This window comes from Rhizomicrobium sp., from assembly GCA_037200045.1.
Lineage (GTDB): Bacteria > Pseudomonadota > Alphaproteobacteria > Micropepsales > Micropepsaceae > Rhizomicrobium.
Map to the genome: position 1 here is coordinate 360,411 of JBBCHM010000001.1, position 17,841 is coordinate 378,251.

General features: G+C 65.8%; 15 protein-coding genes. 8 read left to right on the top strand and 7 right to left on the bottom strand.

The window, feature by feature from the left end; translation table 11 throughout:
- Position 1: 1 nt before the first annotated feature.
- Entirely contained in the window at positions 2–832 is an 831-nt protein-coding gene (locus WDM86_01580) for an SDR family NAD(P)-dependent oxidoreductase (GenBank protein MEI9988702.1), read from the bottom strand.
- Between the two features lie 167 nt (positions 833–999).
- Between WDM86_01580 and WDM86_01585 the strand changes: the two genes are divergently transcribed.
- The 5 genes from WDM86_01585 to WDM86_01605 all read left to right on the top strand — a co-directional run bounded on the left by WDM86_01585 (position 1,000) and on the right by WDM86_01605 (position 6,452).
- On the top strand, positions 1,000–2,181 hold the full coding sequence (locus tag WDM86_01585; GenBank protein MEI9988703.1) for an LLM class flavin-dependent oxidoreductase: 1,182 nt from the start codon (positions 1,000–1,002) through the stop codon (positions 2,179–2,181).
- 248 nt (positions 2,182–2,429) lie between these two features.
- Positions 2,430–3,650 carry a thiolase family protein gene (locus WDM86_01590; GenBank protein ID MEI9988704.1) on the top strand — a complete coding sequence of 407 codons (1,221 nt, stop codon included), beginning with the start codon at positions 2,430–2,432 and terminating at the stop codon, positions 3,648–3,650.
- A gap of 20 nt (positions 3,651–3,670) precedes the next feature.
- Positions 3,671–5,089, top strand: coding sequence for an aldehyde dehydrogenase family protein (locus tag WDM86_01595; protein ID MEI9988705.1), 1,419 nt, complete (start codon positions 3,671–3,673; stop codon positions 5,087–5,089).
- A 459-nt stretch (positions 5,090–5,548) separates the two neighbouring features.
- Positions 5,549–6,010: a MarR family transcriptional regulator gene (locus tag WDM86_01600; GenBank protein MEI9988706.1), complete on the top strand. Its 462-nt coding sequence runs from the start codon at positions 5,549–5,551 to the stop codon at positions 6,008–6,010.
- A gap of 40 nt (positions 6,011–6,050) precedes the next feature.
- On the top strand, positions 6,051–6,452 hold the full coding sequence (locus tag WDM86_01605) for a DUF1398 family protein (protein ID MEI9988707.1): 402 nt from the start codon (positions 6,051–6,053) through the stop codon (positions 6,450–6,452).
- Positions 6,453–6,540: 88 nt separating this feature from the next.
- Here the strand turns inward: WDM86_01605 and WDM86_01610 are convergent, their stop codons facing one another.
- On the bottom strand, positions 6,541–9,060 hold the full coding sequence (locus WDM86_01610; protein ID MEI9988708.1) for a TonB-dependent receptor: 2,520 nt from the start codon (positions 9,058–9,060) through the stop codon (positions 6,541–6,543).
- Positions 9,061–9,370: 310 nt separating this feature from the next.
- Here WDM86_01610 and WDM86_01615 point away from each other — a divergent pair, with 310 nt between their 5' ends.
- Positions 9,371–10,177 (top strand): alpha/beta hydrolase, encoded by an 807-nt coding sequence (locus tag WDM86_01615; GenBank protein ID MEI9988709.1) that lies wholly within the window; start codon positions 9,371–9,373, stop codon positions 10,175–10,177.
- Here the strand turns inward: WDM86_01615 and WDM86_01620 are convergent.
- The 3 genes from WDM86_01620 to WDM86_01630 all read right to left on the bottom strand — a co-directional run bounded on the left by WDM86_01620 (position 10,154) and on the right by WDM86_01630 (position 14,472).
- On the bottom strand, positions 10,154–11,017 hold the full coding sequence (locus WDM86_01620; protein MEI9988710.1) for an HAD family hydrolase: 864 nt from the start codon (positions 11,015–11,017) through the stop codon (positions 10,154–10,156). The two genes, WDM86_01615 and WDM86_01620, sit on opposite strands and share 24 nt — an antisense overlap.
- On the bottom strand, positions 11,010–12,494 hold the full coding sequence (locus tag WDM86_01625; GenBank protein ID MEI9988711.1) for a hypothetical protein: 1,485 nt from the start codon (positions 12,492–12,494) through the stop codon (positions 11,010–11,012). Before WDM86_01625 ends, WDM86_01620 begins: the two co-directional genes overlap by 8 nt.
- A gap of 154 nt (positions 12,495–12,648) precedes the next feature.
- On the bottom strand, positions 12,649–14,472 hold the full coding sequence (locus WDM86_01630; GenBank protein ID MEI9988712.1) for a PEP-utilizing enzyme: 1,824 nt from the start codon (positions 14,470–14,472) through the stop codon (positions 12,649–12,651).
- Between the two features lie 160 nt (positions 14,473–14,632).
- Here WDM86_01630 and WDM86_01635 point away from each other — a divergent pair, with 160 nt between their 5' ends.
- Both WDM86_01635 and WDM86_01640 read left to right on the top strand, forming a co-directional pair.
- Positions 14,633–15,523: a helix-turn-helix transcriptional regulator gene (locus WDM86_01635; protein ID MEI9988713.1), complete on the top strand. Its 891-nt coding sequence runs from the start codon at positions 14,633–14,635 to the stop codon at positions 15,521–15,523.
- A gap of 21 nt (positions 15,524–15,544) precedes the next feature.
- Complete coding sequence (locus WDM86_01640; GenBank protein MEI9988714.1) at positions 15,545–16,441, top strand: CmcJ/NvfI family oxidoreductase; 897 nt, start codon at positions 15,545–15,547, stop codon at positions 16,439–16,441.
- A gap of 135 nt (positions 16,442–16,576) precedes the next feature.
- Here WDM86_01640 and WDM86_01645 read toward each other — a convergent pair whose 3' ends face one another.
- Both WDM86_01645 and WDM86_01650 read right to left on the bottom strand, forming a co-directional pair.
- Positions 16,577–16,936, bottom strand: coding sequence for a hypothetical protein (locus tag WDM86_01645; GenBank protein MEI9988715.1), 360 nt, complete (start codon positions 16,934–16,936; stop codon positions 16,577–16,579).
- Positions 16,933–17,808 carry a gallate dioxygenase gene (locus WDM86_01650; protein ID MEI9988716.1) on the bottom strand — a complete coding sequence of 292 codons (876 nt, stop codon included), beginning with the start codon at positions 17,806–17,808 and terminating at the stop codon, positions 16,933–16,935. Before WDM86_01650 ends, WDM86_01645 begins: the two co-directional genes overlap by 4 nt.
- Between the last annotated feature and the right edge of the window lie 33 nt (positions 17,809–17,841).

Genomic DNA, 17,841 nt, shown 5'->3' on the forward strand with positions numbered 1-17,841 from the left:
ATCAGTCCGCTACGCCCAGGCCCCAGCCGCCGTCGATGACGATCTGCTGCCCGGTGATGTATTCGCAGGCCGGCGACGCCAGAAACAGCGCCAGCCCGGCCATGTCCTTCGGCCAGCCGACGCGGTGCATCGGCACCCGCGCGGAAACCGTCTTCTGGGTCTCGGGATTGTGCGCGTGCCCGCCGCCGATATTGGTGACGAAGAAGCCCGGCGCGATGGCGTTGACGCAGATGCCATAGCCCGCCAGCTCCAGCGCCAGATTGCGCATGAAATGCGCCGCGCCGGCCTTCGCCGCCATATAGGCGCTGCCGATCACCGCCTCCTGCGTCAGCCCCGCCAGCGAGGTCGTGACGATGATGCGCCCCGAGCGGCGCGGGCGCATGTGGCGCGCCGCGGCGCGGCAGGTGGCGAACACGCCGTTCAGGTTGATGGCGATCGTGCGCTCCCAGCGCTCGTCGGTGTAGTGCTCGATGGCGCCGGCGTCGACGCGCTCGCGCTTGTCGCCGACCCAGGCGTTGAGATAGCCGGGACCGGAATCGATGCCGGCATTGGCGAACACCACGTCGAGCTTGCCGTAGGCCGCCGCCGCGTTGTCGAAGGCGCGGTCGAGCGCGGGATGATCGGTGACGTCCGCGACTTCGCCGCGCACGTCATAGCCGAGCTCTTTCAGCCGCCGCACCTCCGACGCGATCCGCGCCGCGTCGATATCGAGCAGCGTGACGCGCGCGCCGTTCTCGGCCAGCGCCTCCGCGAAGCCGAGGCCAAGCCCGCTCGCGCCGCCGGTGATGACGACGCCATAGCCTTCGACCTTGAACAGATCGGCGATCTTCACCTGCGCGAGCCTCCCGTTATGTGCGACGGAGCGTGACTCAGGACGCACCCAAGAACGCGATTGCCAGAGCACTCAAACGATCCCGTCCGCGAACATGGAAAAACACATTCCTTGCCAGGCAAACTGCGCGGCCCGTATCATCGCGGCAAAGCAATCGGGAGGTCAGTATGAAGCGGACTCGTTTCGGCATTTTCATGCCGCCGTTCAACGCGCCGTCGACGCAGAACGCGACGTCGTCGCTGCAGCGCAATGTCGACACGATCCGTCTGCTCGACGACCTCGGCTATGACGAGGCCTGGATCGGCGAACATCATTCCGGCGGCGCCGAGATCATCGCCGAGCCGATCCAGTTCATGTCCTATGTCGGCGCGCTGACCAAGCACATCAAGCTGGGCCCGGGCGTGGTCTCGCTGCCCTATCACAATCCGCTCTGGGTGGCGGACCGCATCATCCTCGCCGATCATCTGTTGCGCGGCCGCATCATGCTGGGCTTCGGCCCCGGCTCGCTTCCCACCGACGCGACGATGATCGGCCTGGAGCCCAAGCAATTGCGCCCCGCGCTGGATCACGATGTCGGCGTCGTGCTCGATCTTCTCAAGGGCAAGATGGTGACGGCGAAGACCGACCGCTACAATCTGGTCGACGCGCAATGCCAGCTCGCGCCCTATTCGGATTTCGACATCTGCGTCGCGGCCTCGACCTCGCCGGCCGGTTCGATGCTGGCCGGCCGCCACGGCCTCGGCCTCCTCTCGCTCGGCGCGCTGATGCGCGAGGACCTGAACCTGATGCGCCATCACTGGGACCGCGCCGAGGCGGAGGCCGCCAAGCACAACCAGAAGGTCGACCAGGACCAGTGGCGCCTCGTCGGCTTCATGCACATCGCCGAGACCCGCAAGCAGGCGATCGAGGACGTCAAATACGGCCTGCACCATTTCGTGCGCTACACGCAGGAGGTTCTCGCGCTTCCCACGCTGCGGGTCAGCGGCAAGACGTTCGAGGAACAGCTCGCCTGGTTCACCGAGGGCGGCGTGGCGATCATCGGCACGCCCGACGACGCGATCGCGCATATCAAGCGGCTGCAGGCGCAGTCCGGCGGCTTCGGCTCCTATCTGATGGTGGCCAACGATTTCGCGAGCTGGGAAGCGACGCGCAAGCATTACGAACTGTTCGCGCGCTATGTCATTCCGGCCTTCCAGCCGTCGCAGCAGCGCCTGCTGGCGTCGGAGCGCTATGCCATGAGCCGGCACACCGAGCTCGACGCCGCCAATGGCGCGGCGATCCAGGCCTGGACCGACCAGAACGCCGTCAGCCCGGCCAAGCCCGGCACCGGCCCCCTGGGCGAGCGCTAAAAAAGCGCCGTCCGGAGTGCTCCGGACGGCGCGGGCCGCTGTGTGACCCTGGGGAAACTCCTTAAACCGCCGGCTTGCGGGTTGTGCTGTGCCCACGCCGAAGGGCGCGTGCGCTAAATCGGAAGGCGGCGGGCAAAGTCCGCGACAACCGCCGCCCGGGCGGCGATAGTGTGCGAGACATACGAATTGCCGACGGTATACTGTGCGTCGAACATCCGCGGCCGTCGATCCGGCGCAAGGAGAGCAGGATGAGTTTTGACCGTGTCGAAGTCCCCTATGGCGCCTATTGGTCGTCGCCCTTCGCCAAGTGGCAGGGTGCGCTGCAGCATCTGCATTCCATGAAATTCGCCGCCCATGTCGCCAAGGCCGAGCTCAGGAAGCGCGACATCTCCCCGGAGGTGTTCGACTTCGGCGTGCTCGGCATGACCCTGCCGCAGTTCCAGTCCTTCTATGGCGCGCCCTGGCCGCTCTACGAGATCGGCCTCAAGCATGTCGTCGGACCGACCATGACCCAGGTCTGCTCGACCGGCGCGCGGGTCGTGCTGGCGGGCGCATCGGAAGTCCAGGTCGGGCTCGCCTCGGTCGCGCTGGTGCTCGCCACCGACCGGACCTCGAACGGCGCGCATGTCTATTATCCCGCGCCCAAGGCGCCGGGCGGCACCGGCCAGACCGAAGACCCGATGCTCTACAATTTCTCCAACGATGCCATCGGCGGCCATTCGATGCTGGAGACGGCGGAGAACGTCGCGCAGAAATACCAGATCTCGACCGAGGAGCAGAACGACGTCGTCCTGCGCCGCTACGCGCAATACCAGGACGCGCTGGCCAACGGCCGCGCCTTTCACAAGAAGTTCATGTCGCTGCCTTTCGCCGTCCCCAAGCCGAACTTCAAGGGCGAGGACGGCGTCATGGAAGGCGACGAGGGCATCTTCCCGACCACGCCCGAGGGCCTTGCCAGGCTCAAGCCGTCCACGCCGGGCGGCACCGTGACGTTCGGCGGCCAGACCCATCCGGCCGACGGCACCTGCGCCATGATCGTCACCTCGGCCGACAAGGCCCAGGAATTCAGCAAGGACCCCAACATCCGCATCCGCTTCGCCGGCTTCGGCCAGGGAAGGGTGGACATGACCTGGATGCCGCTGGCGCCGGTCGCCGCGACCAAGCAGGTGCTGAAGAACGCCGATCTCAAGATCACCGACATGAAGGCGGTGAAGTCGCACAATCCCTTCGCGGTGAACGATATCGCCTTCGCGCGCGAGACCGGCTACGACATCGCCAAGATGAACAATTACGGCTGTTCGCTGATCTGGGGCCACCCCCAGGGCGCCACCGCCATGCGCCTGATCATCGAGCTGATCGAGGAGCTGGTGGAGAAGGGCGGCGGCTACGGCCTGTTCCAGGGCTGCGCCGCGGGCGATTCCTCGCTCGCGACCATCATCGAAGTATCGGATCGCAAACGCGCCGCGTAGGCGGACAAGGGAGGCATGGAATGGCGGACAATTACACCCACACCATCAACGGCAAGGCCGAGAGCAGCGAGCAGAGCTTCGATGTCATCAATCCGGCGACCGGCGAGCCTTTCGCGAAATGCCCGGATGCGTCGCGCGACCAGCTCGATCGCGCCGTGGCCTCGGCCCGCACGGCCTTCGCCCCGTGGGCGGCGAAGAGCTTCGCCGAGCGCCGCGAGGCGATCGCCGCTTTCGCGCACGGCCTCGCCGCGCGCATCGACGAGATCGGCCCGGTCCTGACGCGCGAGCAGGGCAAGCCGCTCGGCCAGGCGAAATGGGAGATCGGCGGCGCCGCCCATGAGCTCGAAGCGATGTGCAAGCTCGAGATCAAGCCCGAGATCATCCGCAATGACGGCAAGCACCGGGTCGAGCTGGTCTATCATCCGCTCGGCGTCGTCGCGGCGATCACGCCGTGGAATTTCCCGATCATCCTGGCGGCGCACAAGATCGCGCACGGCCTCTATGCCGGCAACACGATGGTCCTGAAGCCCTCGCCCTACACGCCGCTGGCGACCCTTCTGATGGGCGAGGTGGCGCGCACCACCCTGCCGCCCGGCGTGCTCAACACGGTGGCCGGCGGCAACGCGCTGGGCGGCTGGATGACCGAGCATCCCGGCGTCGACCGCGTCTCGTTCACCGGCTCGGTCGCGACCGGCAAGCGGGTGATGGCGAGCGCGAGCGGCACGCTCAAGCGCGTCACGCTGGAGCTCGGCGGCAACGATCCGGCGATCGTGCTGGACGACGCCAATCTCGACGAGATCACGCCGAACCTGTTCCGCGGCGCGTTCCTGAACGCCGGCCAGATCTGCATGGCGGTCAAGCGCATCTACGCGCCCGACCATCTTTATGAACCGCTGGTCGAGGGCCTGACCAAGCTGGCGCGCGCCCACCGCGTCGGCGACGGCATGGACCCGGAGTCCGAGATGGGTCCGCTGCAGAACAAGATGCAGTTCGACAAGGTGATGGAGGTCATCGAGGATACGCGGCGCGACAAGCGTGCCCGCATCACCACCGGCGGCCATCAGCTCAACCGGCCCGGCTATTTCATCGCGCCGACCGTGGTCGCCGATGCCACCGACGACATGCGCATCGTGGCCGAGGAGCAGTTCGGGCCGGTCCTGCCGATCCTGAAATACAGCGACGTGGACGACGCGGTGCGCCGCGCCAACGACACCCGCTTCGGCCTGGCCGCCTCGGTCTGGACCAACGACTACGAGCGCGGCGCGGACATCGCCCGGCGCATCGAGGCCGGCACGGTCTGGATCAACCACCATGTCGGCAGCGAGGCCGACATGCCGTTCGGCGGCTTCAAGGAATCCGGCCTCGGCCGCGAGATCGGCACGCTGGGCCTGGCCTCCTACATGGAGCCGCAGGTTATCAAGGTGCCGCTGCGCGCCTGACTACGCTTCCGCTTTTCGAAAAAAAGCCTCCGCCCTGTCGAAGGACGGGGGCTTTTTCATGAGCATGATCGTTTGATTGTCATGCCCGCGCAGGCGGGCATCCAGAGGACTGGGCGCGGTGCCGCTTGCCCTGGATTCCCGCTTGCGCGGGAATGACGGTTTGGAAGACAGCGATTCGAAACCGACCGATTTTGCCCTAGTGTCCCGAGTCAGAAGTTCGCGGCACTCGGTGTCATCCGCCGCGAGTTCGTAGCGACAGCGTACGAACGGCGGACCCAGGTGAAACCTGCACGACCGCGGCAGATTTCACCTGGGTGGCCCGCATTCGCGGGCCATGACACCTTTTTTTATTCAGCGAACCTCTGGTTCAGAACACCAGCAGCCCATGAGATTCGTGATCGAAATAATTGACAAGGAAACCATCATCTATTACTTTCCTAGGAAACCAATGGGGCCGGCATGGCGCGCGAAAGGCCGATCAGCGTGTTGGAGGCGCATCTGGGGTATTGGCTGCGGATGGTGTCCAACCACGTGTCCCATGCCTTCGGCCTGAAGGTGGGCGCCGAGGACGTCACGGTGGCCGAATGGGTCGTGCTGCGCGCGCTCTACGCGGCGGATGGCGCGACGCCCAGCCGCGTCGCCGACGAACTCAAGATGACACGGGGCGCCGTCTCCAAGCTGGTGGACCGCCTCGTCGCCAAGGATCTCGTCTCGCGGACCGCCTCCCGGGAGGATCGCCGCTGGCAGGACATCGCGCTTCGGCCGAAGGGCCGCGCGCTCGTCCCGCGCCTTGCCGCGCTGGCGGACGAGAACGACCGGGAATTCTTCGGCGCGCTCTCGGCCGCGGAACGCGCCACGCTCGAACGCATCCTCAAGAAGATCGTCCGGCAGCGCGAAATCCAAAACGTGCCGGTCGATTGACCGGCCAAACATCGCCGGCCACACATCGAAGGAGAAGGACATGGACGCCAAAATCGCGCGCCTCGTCGAGGAATGCACCGAACTGTCGAGGGGCGCGACGGGCAAGTTTCCCGAGATCGTCGGTCGGCTGACGGACGCCGGCATCGAGCGCTACCGTGCCGACCTGCAGCGGGGTGAAAAGACCTACTACCTGCCGAATGGCGATTCGCACGTCACGAAAGCGGAGGCGGTGGAAGGACCGTTCGCGGACGCGTTCGATCCGGCGGCGGTGGCCGCCGCCGTCCGCGCGAGCCAGGCCAACAGAATCGACTATTCGCAATTCCTCGCCCGCATCGCGGCGGCGGGATGCGTCGAGTACACGGTTTCCATCGCCGGGCGGCGCGCGGTCTATAGCGGGCGCCGGGCCGACCACTGCACCGAATGCTTTCCCCCGGCGGCGTAACGCTCAGCGGGCCAAAAAAGAAAACGCCGGCGGTGCGAACCGCCGGCGTCTTCGTTTGTGCCCTGAAGGAGGCGCCGAAGCGCCGCATTTACATCTTGACGTTGAACCGCGCGTACCACTCGGCCGGCGCGCTGTAGGTGCCGTCCACGAAGCCGGCGGCGTAGTTCACGCTGCCCACCGTGATGTAGCGCTTGTCGGTCAGGTTCGTGCCGCCCACCGCGACCGAGTATTTGTCCTCGTCGAAGCTGAGCCGCACCGACGCATCGATCAGGTCCAGCGACGGACGCTTCAGGAGCGGGGTGTTCAAGCTGTCGTTATACATGGACGAGGTGTGCGTATAGGACAACTGGACCTGGAGCGCCATTCCGTTGCCCAGATCGTGATCCCATTCCGGATTGATGTTGATCTTCCACATCGGCGTCTTGGGCAGTTTGGATTGCAGCGTGATGTCGCTGAACGGATCGGGCGTGGCGGGATGCACGCTCGGATCGAGGTGGTAGTAATAGGCGTCGATATAGCCGACCCCCGCATGGGCGGAGAAGCCGTAGTCGAAGATCGCCTGGGCCTCGAGTTCGCCGCCGAGGATGTTGGCGTCGCCGAGGTTCTTCAGCACCGGCGAGGCGCCGACCTGCTCGTTGAGCTGGATGTTCTGATAGTCGGTGTAGAAGAACGCGGCGTTGGTCTGCAGCGTCGAGTCGAACCATTCGGCCTTGACGCCGACTTCATAGGTCTGGGCCTTTTCGGGCTTGAACCGGGCCAGCGAAGGATCGTCGATCGGATCCGACAGGCGGGTCGTCCAGCCGCCGGACTTGAAGCCCTTCGACCAGGACGCATAGGCCATCACGTCGTCGTTCACGTGATACTGCACGCCCGCGGTCGGGGTGAACTCGTCGAACTCCTGCTTATCGCCGCCGGCCGGGAAATATTTGTAGGGATTGTTCGGATCGGCGAAGCCCAGCACCTGCTGGCAGGTCAGGAAGGCCGGCGCGCCCAGATTGTTGGGCATGTCCGGCGGATAGCAGCCCGACGCCTTGTAGGACAGGCCGTCCAGATCCTGCTGCCCACCGACGAAATGCTTGTTCTCGATGGAGTAGCGGGCGCCGAGCGTCAGGCCGATCTGATCGGTGACCTTGTAGTCGAGATGGCCGTAGATCGCCTCGCTCGACGTGCGCATGAGATTGAGGCCGCTGTCCTCCACCGCGAGCAGGCCGCCGTCGAACGGCACCCAGTCGTGCACGAAACCGTCCTCGTAGAAGTAATAGAGGCCCGCGACATAGCTCAGCCGCTGGTCGAGCGCCGTGCCGACGAGCTGGAGCTCCTCGGTGAACTGCTGCTGCTGCTGCTTGTCGCTGACTTCGAGCAGATCGCCATGGTCGGCCGAACCGTCGAGGTCTTCGCCGATGTTCCACGTGATGTGGCGATAGCCGGTGATCGACTTCAGCGTCATGTCGTTGCCGAGGTCGTAGGCCAGGGTGATGCCGGCGCCTTCGGAGTCGTATTTCGCGTAGTTGATGCCGTTGGCATAGGTCGTGTCGATGCTGCCGGTCGCGAGCTGCGCCTGCGTCGTCTCCGGATTGATCGGGACGAGATTCGGTTCGCTGTCGAGCGCCGGCAGGCCCACGCCGGGCGGCCAGCCATTGGCGCGCGGCTGGCTGCAGAGCTGGCCGATCGTGGCGCCGGCAAGGCAGGCCGTGTAGAGGCCGGCGATGCTGCCGGCCGCGCCCGGCGTGTTCGGGAACACCTGGAGCACCGTGTTGGGGATCGAGGACTGGTCCTGATGCGCCCAGTCGGCGGTCACCGTCGCGGTGAAGTTCGAATTGATGTCCCACACCAGCTTGCCGCGGACCGTCTGGTGGTTCTGGCCGCCCAGGCGGTTGTTGAACTCATAAGGAGTCGCGACGTCCGGCGAAACCGGGTCGAAGGTGTAGCCATGCGCGTTGTTGTAGGGGACCACGCGCTGATAGCCGTCGCGCTCGACCGACTGGAAGGTGATCGAGGTCCGCACGCTGTCGGAGATCGGAATATCCGCCGTCAGCGCGATATCGCGGCGGTTGAACGAGCCGCCGGTGACCTGCGCCTGGACCATGAACTTGTCGCCGGGATCGCGCGTCACGATCGAGATCGCGCCGCCGATCGTGTTGCGGCCGAACAGCGTGCCTTGCGGGCCCTTCAGCACCTCGATGCGCTCCACGTCGAGCAGGTCGACATTGGCGCCGATGGTGCGGGCGAGATAGACGCCGTCGACATAGACGCCGACGCCGGGATCGAGGTTGAAGGCGAAATCGTCCTGGCCGATGCCGCGGATCGAGGCGGAGAGCACCGAAGAGTCGCCGGAGAACGGCGCGCCCGAGTCGAGGTTGACGTTCGGGGTCAGGTTGGAGAGGCCGTGAAGGTCGCCGATGCCCTTCTCCTGGATCGCGTCGCCGCTGAAGGCGGTGATCGCGATCGGAACGTTCTGCACGTTCTCGGACCGCTTCTCGGCGGTGACGATCACGGTCTCGATTTGCTGAGCCTGCGCGGCATCGGTCCAAAGCCCGATTCCGACGAAAGCCGACGACAGCAACACGGCTTTCAAAAGACGCGTATGACGAACTGCATGATGAGACATTCGCAAACCCTCCCGCTCGCTTCGCGCCTAAGGTGATGCTTGGCGCGATTTGTATGAATTGCTAACTAATTACCAGAAAACGCCGGCCGCACACACGCTTTGCTGCGGTGGGCACGAAATGGGACAGGAAGTTTCGCGCCATTGTAGCATCCCTGCCACATCGACGGCGCGCGCTGTCGCTGGTGTTTCGTCTACCCGTCAATTCTGGATAGGCTCTTCTCGCATGACAATACCGACACGTCGTTCTGTTCGCTCAAGGGATGGCGATATTTCCTTTTTAGAATGGCAGGCGCCGAGCGGCGCTCCGATTTTGCTTTTCGCACATGCGAACGGCTTCAACGCGTCGACCTATATCCGCCTGCTCGAATCACTCGCGGGGGAATTCCGGGTGATCGCCTTGGACATGCGCGGCCATGGCGCGACGACCTTGCCGACCGATTCGCGGCTCGCGACCGGCTGGCGGGTGTTTCGCGACGACCTGCTGCGCTTCCTCGATGCGTTGGCGATTCGGCCCGATGTCCTGGCCGGCCATTCGCTCGGCGCCAGCACGGCGCTGATGGCCGCGGCGGCGCGCAACGACATCGCCAAGGCGCTCGTCCTCGCCGAGCCGGTCATGGTGAGCGAACGGACCGCGCTCGCCGCGGCCGCGGCGCGGTTTTGGGGCCGGCCCGAAAAGGCCAATCCGCTCTACGCCATGGCGCTCAAGCGGCGCGCGCAATTCAAGTCGCGCGAGGACGCGATCAAGAGCTTCACCGGCCGCGGCGCGTTCCGCACCTGGCCGGCGGAGATGGTGGCCGACTATGTGGCGGGCGGACTGCTGGCCGACGGCGACGCGTTCCGTCTCGCCTGCGATCCCAGATGGGAAGCGGCGAGCTACGCGACCTATCCGCTGCGCATCGCGGCGCTTGGAAGCCGGATCGCAGTTCCGGTCACGATCCTGTCGGGCACGGTCGGCTCGGCGACGACGCCGGCGGTCCTGGCGCAATTCGTCCGCCGCCACGGCAGGACCCGCGCGATCGCGGTGGAGGGCGCGAGCCATTTCCTCCCCATGGAGCATCCCGATCTGGTGCAAAGCGAGATCCGCCGCGCCGCGTCACGCGGAATGTCTGCGCCATAGATCGAGCACATGGCCGATGGTTTCGGCGACGTGATGGGCGCGCCTGGGCTTGGGCACCGCCATGTAGTCCGCCTCCTTGGCGACGCCGGTCATGACGCCGACGGCCAGCGCGCCGTCGCGGGCCGCCATCAGGGTCTCCAGATTGGGATCGTCGCCGATGACGCAGATGTCTTTCGCGGAGACGCCTAGGCGTTCGGCGGCGACGCGCATCGCCTCCGGCGCCGGCTTGCCCAGCGCGCGCGTGCGCGAGCCGGTGATCTTGTCGATGGCGCCGGCGATGGCGCTGGAGGTGCCGAGCGTCCGTCCGTCGGCGGTGGCGAAATAGGGCACCAGCGACGCGGCGAACGGTTTCGCGCCGCGCCACACCGCCTCGCAGGCCGCCTCGATGTCCGCCATGCCGAACTCGCGGAACCAGCCGGCATAGACCGCGTCGACGTTCTCGCGCTCCGGCGGGCGGACGATTTCGAGCCCCGCATCGGCGAGCGGGCCGCTGACGCCCTCGCCGCCCAGCACCAGGATCCGCTTGTAGCCCTTGGCGAGGAAATACCGCGCCGCCACGGTCGACGGCGTCATGATGCGCTCGGCCGCCACGTCGAAGCCGGCATGTTTCAGCTCGCCGACATAGGCCGAAGGCGGCCGCACCGTGCCGTTGGTGAACAGCATGTAGGGCGTGCCGCGCGCCTCCAGATGGGCGATGAACTCGACCGCGCCGGGCAGGGCGCGAAGTCCCTTGTTGCGCTTGTCGCCGAGCACGAGCGTGCCGTCCATGTCGAGGACGAAGCCTTTGGTGCGTGACAGGCGGGCCGCGATCCGCGCGCCGTTGCTCTTGGTGTCAGACATGCGCCGGCACCGGCCTGGCGGAACGCAGCGAGATTTTCAGTCCCGGCTTTTCGACATCGAGCTCCGACACGTCGGTTCTCGCGGCGACATCGCGCAGCAGCTCCACGAGCCCGCGCGTATCGGGATTGTAGCCCAGCTTCGCCGGCCCCTTGGCCAGCATCGCATCGACCTGGTCTTCCGGCATCACGGCGCGCAAGAGCATCTCCTCGTCCGACATGCGTGGCCCGAAGCGCTTGCGCAAGTCCTTCGGGTTGAGCGCGGGCGCTTCGACCATCAGTTCCTTGGCGCGGGGTGTGGTCAGGATCTTGTCGAGCACGTTCGCGTCCACCGGCGCGGTCGGCCGCCCGAACTTGCCGAGCACATAGCGGATCACCTGGTCGGAGACGTTGGCATAGCGCTCCGCGCCGATGACGTTGAACAGCGCTTGGGTGCTGACGATCTGCGGGAAGGGCGTCACCATGATCGGATAGCCGAGTTCGGCGCGCACGCGCGGCACTTCCTCGATCACGGCGGCGAGCCGGTCCTCCTGGCCCAATTCCTTGAGCTGGCGGGCGAGCGTGGTGAGCGCGCCGCCCGGCATCTGATGGCGCAGATAGGCCGCGTCGAATTCCTGCGGCGTGCCCTTGGGCAGACCCTCGGCGTCCGCCAGCCGCGTGAAATAGCTTTCGACCAGGCCCAGCGAGCGGTCGTCGATGTCCACGCTGTGGCCCATCTCGCGCAGATTGCTCACCATGCGCGACGCCGACGGCAGCGAGGTGCCGTTCGCCAGCGCGCCGGCGCCGGTGTGCACCGCATCGACGCCCAGTTCGGCGGCCACCATATAGGCGAGCGGCGCCAGCCCGATCGTGCAGTGGGCGTGGATTTCGAGCGGCTTGTCGCCCATGACGGCCTTGACCGCCGGCACCAGCGTCCGCGCGCGATCCGGCAGCAGGATGCCGGCGGGGTCCTTTATATAGACACGGTCGATATAGGGGCACTGCGCGGCCGCGCGCGCGATGCCGGCATAGAACGCGTCGTCATGCACCGCGCTTACCGTATAGGTCAGCGCCGCCATGACATCGGCAACGCCTTCCTCCTTCGCCATCCGCGCCGAGGTCAGCAGCCCGTCGAGATCGTGCATCGGATCGAGCACGATGACGCGTCCGATCCCGGCCCGGGCGATGGAGCGGTAGACCAGCCGCATGAAATCCGGATCGGCGGTCTCCCAGGAGATGAAGCGGAATCCCGTGGTGATGTATTGCAGCGGCGTGTTGGGCGCCGCCGCATGGGTGAGGCGGATGAGGTCCCAGGGATTCTCCTGCTTGTAGCGCACCGCCATCGCCATATGCGTCGAGGAATTGAAATCGAGCGCTCGGAATCCCACGCGGTCCATGACTGGCGCGATCTGCACGATCTGCGCGGTGTTCAGCCCGGTGGCGCCCCACAGGCTTTGATTGCCGTCGCGGATCGAGATATCGACAAGATCGATCTTCGCCATGTCTCTATTCCACCACCAAAAACCGTGTCATGGCCCGCGAAGGCGGGCCACCCAGGTGACGTCTTGTAGTGCAGATGTCACCTGGGTCCGCCGTTCGCACGCTGTCGCTACGAACCGCGGCGGATGACATATTTGGATCAGTCCAGCGCATCGTCTACTCCAATATCGTCACGATGCCGCGATTGCCGTCGACGCGCAGCCGCTGTCCGGTCACGATCCGCTTGGTGGCCTGGCCCGTCCCCACCACCGCGGGCATGCCGTATTCCCGCGCCACGATGGCGGCATGGCTCATCGTGCCGCCGATATCGGACACCGCCGCCTTGATCTTGCCGAACACCGGTCCCCAGCTCGGGCTGGTGACCGGACAGACCAGGATGTCGCCCTCGCGCACCTGGCCGATCTCGCCGGCGGTCTTCAGCACGCGCGCGATCCCTTCGACCACGCCCGGCGAGGCCGCGAAGCCGGCGATCTCGTTCTTGCGATCCTCGTCCACCGGCATGGACCAGCGCTCCAGGCTCTCGCTGGTGATGCCCCACAGCATCTGCACCGCCGGGTCCTCGACCGAATCGGGCAGGGGGCCCAGCGCCATCGGCGCGTTCCAGTCCTTGAGCTTTTCGTGGATCGCGCGGCGCCGCTCCACCAGCGGCTTGAAGTGCCGCCCGCCCTGGCATTCGACGCCAGCCGCCCAGGCCAGCATGGCGTCGACCAGCGCCTGATCCACTTCGGTGTGCTGCAGGTGGAAGATGTCTTCCGCCTTCTCCAGCACGTTGGAGCGCACCAGCAGATCGCCGAATTCGCGCACCTTGTTGTAGAAGGTGACGACGAACCAGTGCTCGCAGAAGAATTTGTGATCCTCGACATAGGGGAACACGAGGTGGCACAGGCCGAGCATCTGGTCGAACGCCGCCCGGTCGTCGTCGGTCGCCAGCAGGTCGCGGTAGTCGGCGATGAAACGCTCGCGCTCCTTCTTGAGCTTCTCGATCGGCCGTTCGAGCGACTCGCCGCGCTTGACCATGTCGATATAGCGCGGCAGCGCCGAGAACGGGATCGTCAGGTCGTCGTTCCAGCTTCGCTGATGGTGATAGAAGCCGTCGCCGCTCGAAATGTTGAACCAGGGCTCGCGCGCCCGCGCGAACGCGTCGAGCCATTGCCGTCCCGCGTCGCCCATCTGCTCCAGGGAGGCCAGGATATCGTTGTGGTCGGCGCCCTCGACGAACTTGCCGTCGACGCCGAACGCCACCGCCGCCTTCGCGAGGCCCTTGAGCTCGTCGTCGGGGCGGAACATCAGCACGTCGATGCCGGCCACCATGCGCGCCACGGTCTGGTCGGCGATCTCGGGAAACGCCTGCTTGCAGTATTGGAAGAACACCAGATAGGCGCCGTAGCCGAGCATCAGGAACTCGAAATGGTAGTTCCACATCTTCGAATAGGCTTCGATGGTGCGATGCCACGCCTCGCGCACATAGTGGTTCTCCGCGACGCCGTGCGCCGCCATCACCGTCTCGCGCTTCTCCAATTCGCCGAGCGCCGGCACCTCGATCGCCTTGCACTGAGCGATGAGCCCCTGGATGCGCGCCTTCCACTCCTCGAACAGCCGCGGCCAGTTCTGGTAATAATGGCCGGCGCGCTGCTGAAACTCCAAGAGGCGCGCCTGGATCTGCTCCGGATCGGTGACGGCGTGCGAGGTGATGTAGACCCGCCCGTTCAGGATGCGGTATTCGATCCCCAGCACCGTCGGGAAGGCGAACATCCGCGCCGTCATCGCGCCCAGCGCGGTATACGGCACCTCGGCTCCGATGCCATCGAAGGCGGACAGCGGCTCGGGAAAATGCATCGAGTTGTAGAACCAGAAGCGCTGATCGTCCTCCGGCCGAAAGCGGGTGTAATAGGGATAGAGTTCCTGCCAGTCCGGCGATCCGTCGAGGTCCGCGGTCTGCGACGGCAAGGGGAACGGATTTTTCGCGCCCTCGATACCCATGCGTCTTTCTCCCAGCCTGTTGTTTGGATTAGCTGAGCACAGCCCGCGCCGCGGAAGAACGCAATTTTTCCGCGCTTTGCGGCGACTTCCCGCTCAAGCCGGTCTAAATTCGCTGCCGGTGGAGTAGTTCGGCTTCAGGCGGATTCAGGATGCTTGGAAGATGACCGGTCCCACACAGCGTACGCAGTTGGCGGAGTTCCTGCGCAGTTGCCGCGCGCGGCTTTCGCCGAGCGCCGTCGGCCTGCCCGCGGCCGGACGGCGGCGCACGCCCGGCCTGCGACGGGAAGACGTCGCCGCCTTGGCCGGCCTCTCGGCCACCTGGTACACTTGGCTTGAACAGGGCCGCGACGTGCGCGCGTCGGATCGCGTGCTCGAAAGTCTCAGCCGCTCGCTCCGCCTGTCGCCGGAGGAGCGCGACTATCTTTTTCTCTTGGCGCAGCACCGGCCCGCGCCGATCCGTCTGGCGTCGGAACAGCTTGTGCCCGACACGGTCAAGCGCACGCTGGACGCGCTGAACGTTCCCGCCGAAGTCATCACGCCGCGCTGGGATGTTCTCTACTGGAACGCGATGTATGCGCGCTGCATTCGCGATTATGGCCTTTTGCCGCCGGAACGGCGCAACCTGATGCGCATCCTGATCACCAGTCCCGAATATCAGGAAGACCCGGAAGAGTACGAGACGCTGGCCCGCCGCATCACCGCCAAGCTCAAGGTCGACTACAGCCAGTCGGACGGCGATCCGGCGTTCGACGCGCTGATCGAGGAGATGTCGGAAGCCTCGCCGGTGTTCCGCGAATTGTGGCGCAGCTCCGAAGTGCGCGGCCGCTCCGAGGGCGTGCATCTGCTGAAGCATCCCCAGCTCGGCGGCATCACCTTCGAGCACACGTCTTACGTGGTGGAGGGCGCGCCGTCGCTCCGGGTCGTGATCTTCGCGCCGCACGACGCGGAGAGCGCCCGCAAGATCGCCGAACTCGCGAAAGAGGTCGGCACGCCGGGCCGGCGCGAGCCGGTCGACGCGCTGCCCGAACCGGCGGTCATGGGGCGGCGATAGATGTCCGATGGGGCTTTGAAGATGTCCGGCGACGATATCGAGGATCGGGTTCGCAGCGTCGAGACGCGGATCACCTATGTCGCGCCGGGCTCCTTCGTGAACCGCCGCTTCGTGGCGCCGGGCGTCGAGCACAATACCGGCCGCTACGAGCCGCATACGGTGCGCGTGCGCGACGGCCGGTCCATCGCCGGCCATTTCACGCTGGACAGGAACGGCTTTCAGCTTTTTCCGCACCGAAGCGCGGTGAAGGATTTCTTCGACAAGGACGAGGTCGACCGCGTCTATCCGGACGAAGTGGCGGCGGCGGTGAAGGCGTTCACCGGCGCCAGTTGCGTCGCCACCATGGGCTGGATGGTCCGCACCTCCGGCGACATGTCCAAATACAAGCGCGAGACCGTCGGCTATGCGCATCGCGGCGGCGTGCAGCCGCCGGCCGGCGAGGCGCATGTCGATACCGCGCCCGACCGCGCCGATCGCGTCGCCCGGATGAACTACGAGCGCCATTTTCCGAACGGCAAGGGTTATTCGCGCTATATCTATGGCAGCTATTGGCGCGCCTTTTCGGAGCCGCCGCAGGACGTGCCGCTCGCGGTGTGCGATGCGCGCAGCGTGCGCGCCGACGAAGGCACGACCAACACGCTTTTCATCGTCGACAAGATTCCCGACGAGGCCACCATGCTGGGGCCGATGGCGGACGAGGACATCGTGCCGGGCGCCGCGATCTTCACCTACAACCCGGCGCATCGCTGGTGGTATTTCTCGAACATGACCCGCGACGAGGCGCTGCTGATCAAGTTCCACGATTCCGACCGCAACCGCGCCTGGCGCACGCCGCACACGGCGTTCCGCGATCCGAGCTTTCCGGATGCCAAGCCGCGCGCCAGCATCGAGTTCAGGATCGTCGCCTATTTCGAGTGACAACAAAAAATTGTCATGGCCCGCGAATGCGGGCCACCCAGGTGACGCCGTACGGTGCTGATGTCACCTGGGTCCGCCGTTCGTACGCTGTCGCTACGAACTCGCGGCGGATGACATCAATGGAAAATCGGTATCTCACCGCGCGTCCGGCACGCGGCGCGTCTTGAGGAAATCCTCGAAGCTCTCGCCGCGCATGATGGCGTAGATCTCCAGATTGGTGATCTTGACCACGCGCGCGATCTTCTCGATCAAGAACAGCGGCACGCCGTATTTGATCATGCCCAGCCAGTCGCGGTTGCGCACCAGCTCCCATTCCGGCTGCGACAGCCCCGCCTCGCGGCAGGCGCCGGCCTCGTCGGCGGTGAACCGCGCGCGGTAATCGGCGAGCCGCAGGTTCCACAGGAAGCGGTTCAGCTTGCGCGCGCGGTAGCTGCCGCGGATATCGAACGGATAGGTGCCTTCGAGCTTCTCGATGCCTTCGAGTTGCGGGTTCATCGGCCGGCCACCTTCTGGCGCTGGGCACCGGCGGCGCTCGCCTGCTCGTACAGTCCCACCGCCATCGCGGTGGAGGTCGCGAGATAATAGCTCTCGTGCAGGACGCGCAGCGGGCCGGGCAGGGCGCCGCGCATCGCGAGCCACATGATGACCTCGACGCTTTCGGCGCCGCCCAGCCGAACGAAATCGGCATGCGTCATGTCGAGCAGCTTCTCGGGCGCGCGCACGAACATCTCCATGAATTCGAGGTCCCAGGACTCGTTGTTGAAGCCGGCGCGCTCGCCATGCACCTGGTGCGACAGCCCGCCCGTGCCCACGATCACGACCTTCAGGTCCTGCGGAAAGGATTCGATGGCGCGGCGCACCGCCTGGCCGAGCTTGTAGCAGCGCCGCGCGGTCGGCAGCGGATACTGCACCACGTTCACCGACACCGGCACCAGCGCCGCCGGCCACGCCGGATCGTGCGGCAACAGCAGCGGCAGCGGCGAGAACACGCCGTGATCCAGCGGCCGGTCGAAGAAGGTCGCGATGTCGAACTCCTCGTTGACCAGCTGCTCGGCCAGATGGATCGAAAGCTCGAGATTGCCCTTGATCGGCGGCAGCGGCCGCTTGCCGCCGCCTTCGTCGGCGACTTCGAACTGCTCGCCGATGCCGATCGCGAAGGTCGGGTACAGGTCGAAGAAAAAGCTGCTCGCATGGTCGTTGAAGAACGTCACCAGCACGTCGGGCTTGTTCTCCGCCAGCCATTCGGCCACCGGCCGATAGCCCTCGAACATCGGTGCCCAGGCGGGCTCGTTCTGCTTCTTCTTGTCGTAGGCCATGGCGATGGTCGGTACGTGCGAGGTTCCGATGCCTCCGATGATGCGTGCCATGCTGTTCTCTCCGGGCGGTCGTCAGTAACACAA

Coding starts and splice junctions, on each gene's coding strand:
- WDM86_01585 (MEI9988703.1), top strand. CDS start 1,000: ATGAAGCGGACTCGTTTCGGCATTTTCATGCCGCCGTTCAACGCGCCG.
- WDM86_01590 (MEI9988704.1), top strand. CDS start 2,430: ATGAGTTTTGACCGTGTCGAAGTCCCCTATGGCGCCTATTGGTCGTCG.
- WDM86_01595 (MEI9988705.1), top strand. CDS start 3,671: ATGGCGGACAATTACACCCACACCATCAACGGCAAGGCCGAGAGCAGC.
- WDM86_01600 (MEI9988706.1), top strand. CDS start 5,549: ATGGCGCGCGAAAGGCCGATCAGCGTGTTGGAGGCGCATCTGGGGTAT.
- WDM86_01605 (MEI9988707.1), top strand. CDS start 6,051: ATGGACGCCAAAATCGCGCGCCTCGTCGAGGAATGCACCGAACTGTCG.
- WDM86_01610 (MEI9988708.1), bottom strand. CDS start 9,060: ATGTCTCATCATGCAGTTCGTCATACGCGTCTTTTGAAAGCCGTGTTG.
- WDM86_01620 (MEI9988710.1), bottom strand. CDS start 11,017: ATGTCTGACACCAAGAGCAACGGCGCGCGGATCGCGGCCCGCCTGTCA.
- WDM86_01625 (MEI9988711.1), bottom strand. CDS start 12,494: ATGGCGAAGATCGATCTTGTCGATATCTCGATCCGCGACGGCAATCAA.
- WDM86_01630 (MEI9988712.1), bottom strand. CDS start 14,472: ATGGGTATCGAGGGCGCGAAAAATCCGTTCCCCTTGCCGTCGCAGACC.
- WDM86_01635 (MEI9988713.1), top strand. CDS start 14,633: ATGACCGGTCCCACACAGCGTACGCAGTTGGCGGAGTTCCTGCGCAGT.
- WDM86_01640 (MEI9988714.1), top strand. CDS start 15,545: ATGTCCGGCGACGATATCGAGGATCGGGTTCGCAGCGTCGAGACGCGG.
- WDM86_01645 (MEI9988715.1), bottom strand. CDS start 16,936: ATGAACCCGCAACTCGAAGGCATCGAGAAGCTCGAAGGCACCTATCCG.
- WDM86_01650 (MEI9988716.1), bottom strand. CDS start 17,808: ATGGCACGCATCATCGGAGGCATCGGAACCTCGCACGTACCGACCATC.